This is a genomic window from Geobacillus lituanicus (assembly GCF_050994965.1).
Lineage (GTDB): Bacteria > Bacillota > Bacilli > Bacillales > Anoxybacillaceae > Geobacillus > Geobacillus stearothermophilus.
In genome coordinates this window covers 280,919-293,436 of the sequence record NZ_CP194773.1, presented here as the reverse complement: position 1 = coordinate 293,436, position 12,518 = coordinate 280,919, and the positions used below count along the sequence as shown (strand labels likewise).

The following is a 12,518-nucleotide window of genomic DNA, read 5'->3' as shown; positions in this document are numbered from 1 at the left end:
CCATTTCCTTGTCGAGTGCTATCGCGCTTATTATACCATGGAACCGTGAAGTTCAGTCCACTTTTGGCGGTAAATCATGTATACTAAGGATAGTGAATACAGGGGAAAAGGAGTTAATCAAGTGGAACACATTTTGCCGTATTCGTTAAGCGAAATTCCGTACGTGCTGTTGACGCTGGCGCTGGCGTTTTCTGTGCATGAGTTCGCCCATGCCTACGTTGCTTACAAGTTCGGCGATCCGACGGCGAAAAACGAGGGACGGCTGACATTGTCACCGTTTGCCCATTTGGATTTGCTTGGAACTTTGCTGATCTTTCTCGCCGGGTTTGGCTGGGCGCGCCCGGTGCCAGTCAATCGCTTTTATTTCAAAAACCCGCGCCTTGCCGGCATTCTTGTCTCGGTGGCAGGGCCGCTAAGCAACCTCGCGCTCGCCGGGCTTGGATTTGTCATTTGGTACGCCATGATCGATTTCGGCATCATGCGGGCGCTGCCAGATTGGTTTGCGGCCGGGTTTGATCTGTTTTTCCAAATTTTTATCAGCTTGAACGCCGTCTTGTTTGTGTTTAATTTATTGCCGTTTCCGCCGCTTGATGGGTATCGTATTATTGAAGACTTGGCCCCGGATGGGCTGCGGGCGAAAATGACGCAGTGGGAAACGTACGGGGCGCTCATTTTCCTTGTTCTCGTGCTGACGCCGCTCGATCGCTATACGATTGAGCCGGTGTTTCAAGTGGCGCTGCCGTTTGTGCTTGAGAACTTGCAGTCACTTGTGGCCAGCTTGTTTATGTAGGAAGGAGGAACAAGCGGATGGAGCAAAAAAAGAAAAAAAACATCGGCTTTAATATCATCAAAGACGACCCGACCGACGGGCACCGCGGCTTTGGCGCCGGGGCGTTGAGCCTAGAAAACGTGTCGCCGGTCATCATTGACGTCGAAGCGGGTGAAGCGTTCGTTGATATGGGGGCGATGCATGCCCGCAGCTCTGTTGAGCGCGGCATCAAGTTTTTGCCGGATCGCTCCGCCGTGCCAAACGGCAAGCCGTATTGGATCGTCTGGGTGACGATCGAGCGTCGCGAGGACGGTCCGTATTACGCCGGGGTGACGGCGTGCGAAATGACGGTCGACCGTGAGGCGCGCCGTGGTTATAAGTTATTGCCGGAACATGTGAACCGGCTCGATAAATCGCTGAAACGGCATATCATCGTCGATCATATGGACGCTAAGTCGAAGCGGGTGCTCGCCGACTTTTTGAAAGGCCACGACATCGGGATGTGGAATCGCTCGAGCGATGAACTGAAAAAAGGACTCGAAGGCGAATTGTGACGGTTTTGTGAACATGTTTGCCTAAGGGCTTGTTCTTATCTGGAAAAAAGGATAAACTAAATCTACATGTATAACACAGGAAAACTAGGACAAGAAAATCCCCTGCGGGCAAACGCAGGGGATTTTCTTGTTTAAAACCATGGAAACCATTTCTCGAACCAGCTTTTTCCGTCTTCTTTTTTCTTCTTCTCCTCTTTTACATGATCGGTGCAATAGTCAACCGGTTCTGTGCCAGCGATATAATACGTTTTCCGCTTCACTGGGCACGAATCGGTCGCCAGCTTGCCGTTTTGCGGGTCGATGTAGACACCGATGACGCCTTTGGTCGGCTTGAACGATTTTTTCGGCTCGCCGGCGAGGCTTTTCTCCATAAAGCGGATCCATATTTGTTTCGCGTATTGCTTTTCGTCAAAGCGGCTCATCGTTTCGCCGCGGTCGTAGCCGGTCCAGACGCCGGCGACCAACTGCGGGGCGAAGCCGATCATCCAGCTGTCCGTTTTCGTCGTCCCGGACTTGCCGGCGTACGGGCGCGTCATTTCATCGGCGATCGATTGCCCGGTGACGGTCGTATAGCCGTTAAGCTTTGGATCGAACATTCCGGTCATTAAATGGGTCGTCACAAACGCTGCGTCGCGGTCGAGCACTTGCCGGCTCTCCGGCTTATGTTCATACAGCACGTTTCCGTTCGCGTCGACGACTTTTTGAATAAACACCGGTTCGGTTTGTTTGCCGTAGTTGGCCAGTGTGCTGTACGCGGCCACCATGTCGATCACTTTCACGGGCGAGGTGCCAAGCGCCAATGACGGCACTGCTTTCAATCTGCTTGTAATGCCAAGCGCTTTCGCTGTTTCGACGAGTTTGTCGGCGCCGATGAACTGGAGCGTTTTCACCGCAAAGACGTTGTCGGATACAGCGAGCGCCTGAGCGAGCGTGATCGGGCCATTGGCGTAGTAGTCATTGTAATTATGGGGGGTGTACGACGATCGGCCGCCGTTAAACGTAAATGTCGTCAGCTCGCTGCGCAGTTGCGTCGATGGGGTGAATCCTTGCTTGATCGCCGCGTAATACAAAAACGGCTTAAATGTCGACCCTGGCTGGCGTTCCGCTTGCACAGCGCGGTTGAACGGGCTTTCTTCGTAGTTGCGTCCGCCGATGAGCGCCTTTACTTCCCCTGTGCGCGGATCCATGGCCACCAATGCCGCCTGGATGGCAGAATGGGGACTGATGACTTGTTTAACTTGTTCTTCGGCGATTCGCTGCAGGCGTCGGTCGAGCGTTGTGTAGACGCGCAGCCCCCCGAGCTCAATCGTCCGCTCATCAAAGCCAAGCTTCGTGCGCAGCTGCTGTTTCACAACATCTTGGAAATACGGGGCCACAGGCTGCTCTCGTTCGCGGTGGCGGATGTAAACGAGCTTGTCACGGTACGCCCGCTCCGCTTCTTCGCGGCTGATGTAGCCGGCTTCCACCATGGAGGTGAGCACGATTTTTTGCCGCGCTTTTGCCCGCGCCTCGTTGACAAGCGGCGAGTAGTAATACGGCCCTTTCGGAATGCCGGCGAGCATCGCTGCCTCGCTGAGCGTCAGCTCGCTCGCGTGCTTGCCGAAATAATAGCGCGCTGCTGCCTCGATGCCGTAGGCGCCATGGCCGTAGTAAATCGTATTTAAATAGCCTTCTAAAATTTTTTCTTTGCTGTAATTGGCTTCAAGGCGGATCGTGTACAGCGCTTCCTGGATTTTTCGCGACCACGTTTTCTCATGTGTTAAAAATAAGTTGCGTGCATATTGCTGGGTGATCGTGCTCGCTCCTTGCACTTTGTCCATGGCCTCGAGATTGGCGAGCACCGCGCCGGCGATCCGTTTCAAGTCAAATCCGTGGTGTTCGTAAAACTTTCGGTCCTCAACGGCAATCGTCGCCTCGATGACGTGCGGGGAAATGTCACCGAGATGAACCCAGTACCGCTTTTGTCCATGGTCGCTTTCCCCAATTTTGCGGCCGTCGTCCGCATAAAAAATCGTTGTTTGCGGCACGGCGACCGGCGGGGCGCCTTCGATTTTGGCAAACAAAATAAAGCTCCCGAGAGCGGCGAAGGCAAAGATGGCGAGAAAAAAGCCGATAAAGACGGCGGCGCGCACATATTTCCATGTGCCGCGAAAACGGCTGCCCGGGATCGGTTCCATTGCGCATCACCTCAACGGTTTTGGCGTTGTTTTAGACATGCGGGCGGACGCCCGGCTGGATGCGCCGCCTTGCTTTTGTCAAGGCTTCGCCAGCGAGGTTTTCCGCTTTTTCTTACCAGTATGAAAAAAAATTTTTTATTTTAAACTTGTTCCTCTTGCATTTTTGCTAGATTGCTCTATACTTTTTCATGTTTAGTGTTTCGTTGGCTAAGGAAAACTTGTATAGTAAGCAACGCTCGGAGAAAGGATGTTACCGAATGGAACTTTGGTTTACCGAAAAGCAAACGGAGCATTTTGGCATCACCGCACGCATCATCCGCACTTTACATACAGAACAGACGCCGTTCCAAAAACTTGATATGGTCGAAACGGCGGAGTTTGGCAACATGCTCATTTTAGACGGCATGGTGATGACGACGCAAAAAGACGAGTTCGTCTATCATGAAATGGTCGCCCACGTCCCATTGTTCACCCATCCGAAGCCAGAGAACGTCCTTGTCGTCGGCGGCGGCGACGGCGGCGTCATTCGTGAAGTGCTGAAGCACCCGAGCGTCAAAAAAGCGACGCTTGTGGAAATCGACGGCAAAGTGATCGAGTATTCGAAAAAATACTTGCCGGAAATCGCTGGCCAACTTGACGATCCGCGCGTCGAAGTGAAAGTCGATGACGGGTTTATGCATATCGCGCAAAGCGAAAACGAATACGACGTCATCATGGTCGACTCGACGGAACCAGTCGGCCCGGCGGTCAACTTGTTCACAAAAGGGTTTTATGCCGGCATCGCCAACGCGCTGAAAGAGGACGGCATTTTCGTCGCCCAAACGGACAATCCGTGGTTTAAAGCAGACTTGATCCGCAACGTCTACCGCGATGTGAAAGAAATTTTCCCGATCACCCGTTTGTATACAGCGAACATTCCGACGTATCCGAGCGGGCTCTGGACGTTTACGCTCGGCTCGAAACAATACGACCCGCTTGCGGTGAGCGACGACCGGTTCCATGACATTGAGACGAAATACTACACGAAAGAATTGCATAAGGCGTGCTTCGTTTTGCCAAAATTTGTCGCGGACCTAGTGAAATAAGGGGGCAGATCGATGCGTTTTGATGAAGCTTATTCAGGCAACGTCTTTATTGGCAGCCACCCGAACTTCGAAGAGAGCGAAGCGGTCATTTACGGCATGCCGATGGACTGGACGGTCAGCTACCGGCCTGGCTCGCGGTTTGGCCCGGCCCGCATCCGCGAAGTGTCAATCGGGCTTGAGGAGTACAGCCCATATTTGGACCGCGAACTCAAAGACATCCGCTACTTTGACGCTGGAGACATTCCGCTGCCGTTTGGCAATGCGGCCCGCAGTTTAGAGCTGATTGAGCAGTTCGTGAAAAAGGTGCTTGACGCCGGCAAGTTTCCGCTTGGCCTCGGCGGCGAACATCTCGTCTCTTGGCCGGTCATCAAAGCGGTGTACGACTATTACCCGGATTTGGCCGTCATTCACATGGACGCCCATACCGACTTGCGTGAACATTACGAAGGCGAGCCGCTGTCGCACGCGACGCCAATCCGCAAAGTCGCTGACTTGATCGGCCCGACGAATGTCTTTTCGTTCGGCATCCGTTCCGGGATGAAAGAGGAGTTTGAGTGGGCGAAAGAAAACGGTATGTACATCGCCAAGTTTGAGGTGCTTGAACCGCTCCGCTCCGTGTTGCCAAAGCTCGCCGGCCGCCCGGTGTATGTGACGATCGACATCGATGTGCTTGACCCGGCCCATGCCCCCGGAACGGGAACGGTCGATGCCGGCGGCATTACATCGAAAGAGCTGCTAGCCGCGATCCATGAGATCGCCCGCTCCGACGTCCGCGTTGTCGGCGCCGATTTGGTGGAAGTCGCGCCGATTTACGACCACTCCGAACAAACGGCCAATACGGCGAGCAAGCTTGTGCGGGAAATGCTGCTTGGTTGGGTAGGGAAGTGAAAAATGAGAAAAAGCGCCTAAATCGCAAGTTTGCGAGGGTGCTTTTTTCTTTGGTGGGACAAAAGATGCAGGAATATGAGCGTACGGAGCGTAATAATTAATGTATTTACAGAAAAAGGAGAGGGGGAATGAAGATGGGCGTGAAGCTGATCAAAATTTCCGTTGTGTACTTTGTCATTGGCGTCTGTATGGGGCTTGGCATGTCGATGACCCATTCGTTTGCGCTGACCCCGGTCCATGTCCATATCAACTTGCTTGGCTGGACGGCCTTGACGCTTGCTGGCATCATCTATCATTTATTTCCACAAGCGGCGGCGACGAAATGGGCGAAAGTGCATTTCTGGCTGCACAATATCGGCCTGCCGGTCATGATGATCGGTCTCATTTTCGTCGTTTACGGCAACGAAGCGTTCGTGCCGGTGACAGCGATTGGTGGGGTGCTCGTCGTGATAGGTGTCATTCTTTTTGCTATTAACGTGTTAAAAAATGTTCGGGCGTCATCATAAAATACCGATGGAACAGAGGGTGTCCCAAAAGGATCGGGACACCTTTTCTTATTACCGTATGTAGGCATAAAACAATCATTAAGATAACGATATGTTGTGTTTTGTTTAAGGAAAAACAACCTTTTGGGCCAGCCCCTTTTTTTTGCCCACTGGAGCGGAAATCTGCCATCGGGTTTGTCCCCTCTTGAATGGAGCGGAACAGTTCATTATACTATAAACTATGACTGTTTGTTCGCAAAGGTGTGTTCATCGATATGAAGGAAACAAACGGCATCCCGGCGCGCCTCCGCCAAGTGGCTGTCATTCGCGACGGTCCGCGCCAAGAGACGGTTGTGCTTGAGGCGGACGGGGTGTATTACATAAAAGGGGAAACAGGCTATTTGCAGTTTGAGGAGGAAAACGAACTCGGGCGGGTGAACAACATTGTGAAAATCGCGCCTGACGAGGTGACCATCCTTCGCTCCGGAGCGGTCGAGATGCGGCAAACGTTCCGCCGCCGGCAAGAAACGCCGGGCCATTACGGAACGGTGTTTGGGCGGTGGGCGATGGCGGCGAAAACGGATGCGATCGAATTTCACTATGACGATAAGCGGAAGCGGGGGCGGCTCTTTCTCTCCTACGAGCTTTTCTTGCAAAACGAGCGGAGCGGACGCCATACGTTGACGTTGACATTTAAGGGGGTATAAGCCGATGAACATTGTCGGACAAATGAAAGAACAGCTGAAAGAAGAAATTCGCCAAGCGGCGGTGAAAGCCGGGCTCGTTTCGGCTGATGAGCTGCCGGACGTCTTGCTGGAGGTGCCGCGCGACAAGGCGCATGGCGATTACTCGACGAACATCGCCATGCAGCTTGCCCGCATTGCGAAAAAGCCGCCGCGGGCGATTGCCGAAGCCATCGTCGGGCAGCTTGATCGCGAGCGCGTATCGGTGGCGCGCATTGAGGTGGCGGGTCCGGGATTTATTAACTTTTACATGGACAACCGCTATTTGACGGCGGTCGTGCCGGCGATTTTGCAGGCGGGACAAGCGTATGGCGAATCGAACGTCGGCAACGGGGAAAAAGTGCAAGTCGAGTTCGTCTCCGCCAACCCGACCGGCGACTTGCATTTGGGCCATGCCCGCGGCGCGGCGGTCGGCGATTCGCTTTGCAACATTTTGGCGAAAGCCGGGTTTGACGTGACGCGCGAATACTATATTAACGACGCCGGCAAGCAAATTTACAACTTGGCGAAATCGGTCGAAGCCCGCTATTTCCAGGCGCTCGGTGTCGATATGCCGTTGCCGGAGGACGGCTATTACGGCGACGACATTGTCGAAATCGGCAAAACACTTGCTGAGGAATATGGCGATCGGTTCGTCCACGCCGATGAAGAGGAACGGCTTGCTTTCTTCCGCGAATACGGCCTTCGTTATGAGCTCGACAAAATTAAACAAGATTTGGCCGCATTCCGTGTTCCGTTCGACGTCTGGTACTCGGAAACATCGCTTTATGAAAGCGGCAAAATCGACGAAGCGCTTTCCACTTTGCGCGAGCGCGGCTACATTTACGAGCAGGACGGGGCGACATGGTTCCGTTCGACGGCGTTTGGGGACGACAAAGACCGCGTCTTAATTAAGCAGGACGGCACGTATACGTACTTGCTTCCGGACATCGCCTACCACCAAGACAAGCTGCGGCGCGGATTTACCAAGCTGATTAACGTTTGGGGAGCGGATCACCACGGCTACATTCCGCGCATGAAAGCGGCGATCGCCGCGCTCGGCTACGATCCGGAGGCGCTCGAAGTCGAAATCATCCAAATGGTGAACTTATACCAAAACGGCGAGCGCGTCAAAATGAGCAAGCGCACCGGCAAGGCGGTGACGATGCGCGAGCTGATGGAAGAAGTCGGCGTCGATGCCGTCCGCTATTTCTTTGCGATGCGCTCGGGCGATACGCATTTGGATTTTGACATGGACTTGGCCGTGTCGCAGTCGAATGAAAATCCGGTTTACTACGTCCAATACGCGCATGCCCGCGTCTCAAGCATTCTCCGCCAAGCGGAAGAGCAAAACGTGTCGTACGAAGGCGACCTCGCTTTGCATCATTTAGTGGAGACGGAAAAAGAAATCGAGCTGCTCAAAGTGCTCGGCGACTTCCCGGACGTCGTCGCCGAGGCAGCGCTCAAGCGGATGCCGCACCGCGTCACCGCCTATGCGTTTGAGCTGGCTTCGGCGCTCCATAGCTTCTACAACGCGGAAAAAGTGCTTGATTTGGACAACATCGAAAAAACGAAAGCCCGCCTCGCGTTGGTGAAGGCGGTGCAAATTACGCTGAAAAACGCGTTGGCGTTGATCGGCGTTTCCGCCCCGGAACAAATGTAACAGATGCAACAAAGGAGGGGAGCGACTGCTTCCCTTTTTGTCTGGGCATCATAAGGAAAAACAACGATGGAGGATTTGCTTGTGAAAGAAGTGGTGCTGTCGCTTGTCACCGGCATCGTTGTCGGTTTTTTGTTCACGCTGTTCCGCCTGCCGATTCCGGCCCCTCCGGCGTTGGCTGGCATTGCCGGCATTGTTGGAGTGTATCTTGGGATGCGGCTGTTTCAATGGTTGACATTGTTTTGGAAATGAATAGAAGATACAGGATGGCCAACTGATTCAATCCCGGCCGGCGCCCGCAGCGATCTCACATCGCCAACATGGAGCCGGCCGGGTTTTTTGTTTGGCGGTTTCGGCTGGGATTCCTTTGCCCTTTTGTCCGGGCGTTCGTCCAAGCGCCGGGTTTTGCACGAAAAAAGCTGATTTTGCCAAGTTCCTCCTCGGGGAAAGCCGCTGTTAGGCGGGTTGGTGATGAACATCGCCGGCTTTTTTCGTGTTGCCTACAACCAGGCGGAAATCAGCTGGGAAATCGATTCTTTGCCGCGGTCAAGGAGCGAACGCTTCCGCCAAAAATCGAGCGTCAGCGGCTCGGCGCGCGTCAGGTCGCGTTGGATCGCCCGCTTGACCACCTGCGTGAACGCGCGGTCGAATACATAGCAGTTGATTTCGCCGTTGAGAAACAGACTGCGCCGGTCAAAGTTGGCGGTGCCGACATCGCACCATTCCTCATCGACGACAATCGTTTTGGCGTGGTAAAATCCTTGGTAAAAGCGGTAAATGCGCGCTCCGGCCTTCAGCATTTGATAAAAATACGGGTAAGCGGCCTCGCGGACAAATAAATGGTCCGCCCGCAGCGGCACAATGACCGTGACGCGCACCCCGCGCCGGATCGCGCGCATAAGCTCGTCAAACAACGGCCGGCTCGGGATAAAGTAGGGGCTGCCGATCATAATTTCTCGTTTTGCCTGCCGGATCGCATCGATATACTGCTCTTCAAGCGCGGCGCCCTCAGTCGCGACAAGCTGGTGGCGGATGGCGCCGGCGTGAAGGGGTGGGAAGTAGCGGCGTTTGTCAGCGACGGTTTTGCCCGTCGCCTCCTCCCAATCGTGCAAAAATTGTTCTTGCAAGTCGTGCACCCCTTCTCCGCTGATTTTTAAGTGATAGTCGCGCCATTCTCCGATGTTAGCGTCCTTTCCACTGTATTCGCGGCCGATGTTAAAACCGCCCATATACCCGACCTTTCCATCGATGACCGTAATTTTTCGGTGGTTGCGGCGGTTGAGGCGGTAAATGAAAAACGGAAAGCGCGGCGGGCGGGCGTAGGCGAATTCGACGCCGCTTGCCTTCAGCGAACGGATGAGCGTTTTCGGCAACCCGAAGCTGCCGACCCAGTCCGTCAACAAGCGCACTTCCACCCCTTCCGCCGCTTTTTCCTTTAAAAGTTGGAAAAATGGCGCCGTCGTTTCGTCATGCTTGATGATATAAAACAAAATATGGATATGATCGCGGGCGCGGCGCAGCTCGGCAAAATAATCGGCAAATAAATGCCGTCCATTCACATACAAGGCCATATCGCTCCGCCGCTTTGGGTACACGACTTTTTTGCGCCCGTTGCGGAGGATCAGCCGGCCAAGCTTGTTATCAAGATAAACGAGTGCGAATATGATCACAATAACGGCAATGATGAGCATATTTTTCCCTCCTGTGCGTCGCTTCAGTACTTATTAATGTGTCCTACAACGCGCAAAAATAGCAGAGCGGACACCCGCTTCCGCCCTGTCCGCGTTCTTCGCTGCTTGACGTTCCGCTGCACGGGCCCGGCAACGGCAAAATTCTCATAAAAAGGCTATTGACTGAACGCTCATTCATTTGTAAAATAGACGTAAGTATAATTCTGAAAATTTCTTTTGTTATGGCAATACATTCGCTGAAAAGTGGAGGAAGGGGAGAGAAGATGAACGCCTTATTGTTGGTGAACTGGCTCGCGTTTTTGCTTGTAACCGCTTACGCAATTTACTTGTTTGCATATGCCGTAAAAACGCGGGCGATGTACATTAAGCTCGGCAAAAAGGTCGAGTTTGATGAAAAAGTGAATGAGCGGCTGCGTAACATTTGGGTCAACGTGTTTGGCCAGAAAAAGCTGCTTAAGGACAAAAAAAGCGGGATCATTCACGTCGTCTTTTTCTATGGGTTTATTCTCGTTCAGTTTGGCGCCATCGATTTTATCATCAAAGGGCTTGCGCCGGGGGCGCATTTGCCGCTTGGGCCGCTGTATCCAGGGTTTACGTTTTTCCAGGAAATCGTCACCCTGCTCATTTTGATCGCGGTGTTTGCCGCTTTTTACCGTCGCTATATTGAAAAGCTCGTCCGCTTAAAGCGCGATTTTAAAGCCGGACTCGTCTTGATTTTCATCGGCGGGTTGATGTTGTCGGTTCTGTTCGGCAACGGCATGAGCATGATTTGGCATGGCGAGGAAGCGACATGGAGCGAACCGGTCGCCTCGCTTATTGCTGCCGCGTTTTCCTGGGTCGGCGAAACGGGGGCTGCGGTGCTCTTCTTTATCGCCTGGTGGGTGCATCTGTTGATTTTGCTGACGTTCCTTGTATACGTTCCGCAGTCGAAGCACGCCCACTTGATTGCGGCGCCCATCAACGTCTTTTTCAGCCGGCTGACGCGGCCGAAGCTTTCGCCGATCAACTTTGAAGACGAAAGCCAAGAGTCGTTTGGCGTCGGCAAAATTGAAGATTTTACGCAAAAGCAATTGATCGACTTGTACGCCTGTGTCGAGTGCGGCCGCTGTACGAGCATGTGCCCGGCGACCGGCACGGGGAAAATGTTGTCGCCGATGGATTTGATTTTGAAGCTGCGCGACCATTTGACCGAAAAAGGGGCGGTCGTCACGTCGCGGGCCCCGTGGGTGCCTGTGTTCGCCTTTAAAAACACGAAAGGCAACCAGCTGGCGTTCGCTGCGGCATCCGAGCAGGCGGCGGCGATTGAAATGCCGAGCCTCATCGGCGACGTCATCACCGAAGAAGAGATTTGGGCCTGTACGACGTGCCGCAACTGTGAAGACCAATGCCCGGTCATGAACGAGCACGTCGATAAAATCATCGATTTGCGCCGCTATCTCGTGTTGACGGAAGGGCGGATGAATCCGGATGCGCAACGGGCGATGACGAACATCGAACGTCAAGGCAACCCGTGGGGCTTGAACCGGAAAGAGCGGGAAAACTGGCGTGAGCTGCGCGATGATGTGCATGTGCCGACCGTCAAAGAGGCGGCGAAAGCAGGAGAGGAAATCGAGTATTTGTTCTGGGTCGGCTCGATGGGGTCGTATGACAGCCGAAGCCAAAAAATCGCCCTCGCCTTCGCCAAACTGCTGAATGAAGCAGGCGTCAAATTTGCGATTTTAGGCAACAAGGAGAAAAACTCGGGCGACACGCCGCGCCGGTTAGGGAATGAATTTTTATTCCAAGAGCTGGCGACGAACAATATCGCCGAGTTTGAAAAAGCGGGCGTCAAGAAAATTGTCACAATCGACCCGCACGCTTACAACACGTTCAAAAACGAATATCCGGACTTCGGACTGGACGCCGAAGTGTACCATCATACCGAATTGCTCGCCAAGCTCATTGAAGAAGGGCGCTTGGTGCCAAAATATCCGGTAAATGAACGCATTACGTTCCATGACTCGTGCTACTTAGGGCGCTACAATGACGTCTATGACGCACCGCGGAAAATTTTGCGCGCCATCCCGGGCGTCGAGCTTGTTGAAATGGAGCGCAACCGCGAGCGAGGAATGTGCTGTGGAGCCGGCGGCGGCCTCATGTGGATGGAAGAGACGACCGGCAACCGGATCAACGTCGCTCGCACCGAGCAGGCGCTTGCTGTCAATCCGACGGTCATCAGCTCTGGCTGCCCGTACTGCTTGACAATGCTGTCGGACGGCACGAAAGCGAAGGAAGTGGAAGATCGCGTCGCGACGTACGATGTCGCCGAACTGTTGGCGAAATCGGTGTTTGGCGAGGAAAAAGAAGAAGCCGCATCATAAAAATAATTGCATAGACAATTTATATTTTTTAAAATAATAAGTATAATGAAAGGGGAGGTGTACAGCGGTACGCCTTCTCTTTCGCACTGCTATCGAGCGAGCGTTCAGTCTGTGTTTTGTAATCGCT

General features: G+C 53.5%; 11 protein-coding genes. 9 read left to right on the top strand and 2 right to left on the bottom strand.

Going from position 1 to position 12,518, the window contains the following annotated elements:
• Positions 1-121: 121 nt before the first annotated feature.
• Both ACR1UW_RS01365 and ACR1UW_RS01360 read left to right on the top strand, forming a co-directional pair.
• The gene (locus ACR1UW_RS01365; protein ID WP_011232875.1) at positions 122-790 is read left to right on the top strand and encodes a site-2 protease family protein; all 669 of its coding nucleotides are present in this window, start codon (positions 122-124) and stop codon (positions 788-790) included.
• 17 nt (positions 791-807) lie between these two features.
• Positions 808-1,323, top strand: a complete 516-nt coding sequence (locus tag ACR1UW_RS01360) for a YwhD family protein (protein WP_011232874.1) — start codon at positions 808-810, stop codon at positions 1,321-1,323.
• A 131-nt stretch (positions 1,324-1,454) separates the two neighbouring features.
• Here ACR1UW_RS01360 and ACR1UW_RS01355 read toward each other — a convergent pair whose 3' ends face one another.
• Entirely contained in the window at positions 1,455-3,500 is a 2,046-nt protein-coding gene (locus ACR1UW_RS01355; protein WP_237420988.1) for a transglycosylase domain-containing protein, read from the bottom strand.
• A 257-nt stretch (positions 3,501-3,757) separates the two neighbouring features.
• On the opposite strand from ACR1UW_RS01355, the gene speE reads away from it, so the two are divergent.
• From speE to ACR1UW_RS01325, 6 genes are all read left to right on the top strand, one after another.
• A complete protein-coding gene (gene speE, locus ACR1UW_RS01350) occupies positions 3,758-4,585 on the top strand; it encodes a polyamine aminopropyltransferase (protein ID WP_498934355.1) in 828 nt (275 codons plus the stop codon).
• 12 nt (positions 4,586-4,597) lie between these two features.
• Complete coding sequence (gene speB, locus ACR1UW_RS01345; RefSeq protein WP_049624641.1) at positions 4,598-5,473, top strand: agmatinase; 876 nt, start codon at positions 4,598-4,600, stop codon at positions 5,471-5,473.
• 128 nt (positions 5,474-5,601) lie between these two features.
• Positions 5,602-5,979 carry a hypothetical protein gene (locus ACR1UW_RS01340; protein ID WP_011232870.1) on the top strand — a complete coding sequence of 126 codons (378 nt, stop codon included), beginning with the start codon at positions 5,602-5,604 and terminating at the stop codon, positions 5,977-5,979.
• 254 nt (positions 5,980-6,233) lie between these two features.
• A complete protein-coding gene (locus ACR1UW_RS01335; RefSeq protein ID WP_033010742.1) occupies positions 6,234-6,665 on the top strand; it encodes a YwiB family protein in 432 nt (143 codons plus the stop codon).
• 4 nt (positions 6,666-6,669) lie between these two features.
• Positions 6,670-8,343 carry an arginine--tRNA ligase gene (gene argS, locus ACR1UW_RS01330; RefSeq protein WP_033010744.1) on the top strand — a complete coding sequence of 558 codons (1,674 nt, stop codon included), beginning with the start codon at positions 6,670-6,672 and terminating at the stop codon, positions 8,341-8,343.
• Positions 8,344-8,424: 81 nt separating this feature from the next.
• Positions 8,425-8,592, top strand: coding sequence for a XapX domain-containing protein (locus ACR1UW_RS01325; protein ID WP_033010756.1), 168 nt, complete (start codon positions 8,425-8,427; stop codon positions 8,590-8,592).
• A gap of 248 nt (positions 8,593-8,840) precedes the next feature.
• On the opposite strand, the gene cls is transcribed toward ACR1UW_RS01325, so the two are convergent.
• Positions 8,841-10,031 carry a cardiolipin synthase gene (gene cls / locus ACR1UW_RS01320; RefSeq protein WP_237420985.1) on the bottom strand — a complete coding sequence of 397 codons (1,191 nt, stop codon included), beginning with the start codon at positions 10,029-10,031 and terminating at the stop codon, positions 8,841-8,843.
• A gap of 263 nt (positions 10,032-10,294) precedes the next feature.
• Here cls and ACR1UW_RS01315 point away from each other — a divergent pair, with 263 nt between their 5' ends.
• On the top strand, positions 10,295-12,391 hold the full coding sequence (locus ACR1UW_RS01315) for a (Fe-S)-binding protein (protein ID WP_237420984.1): 2,097 nt from the start codon (positions 10,295-10,297) through the stop codon (positions 12,389-12,391).
• Positions 12,392-12,518 lie beyond the last annotated feature (127 nt).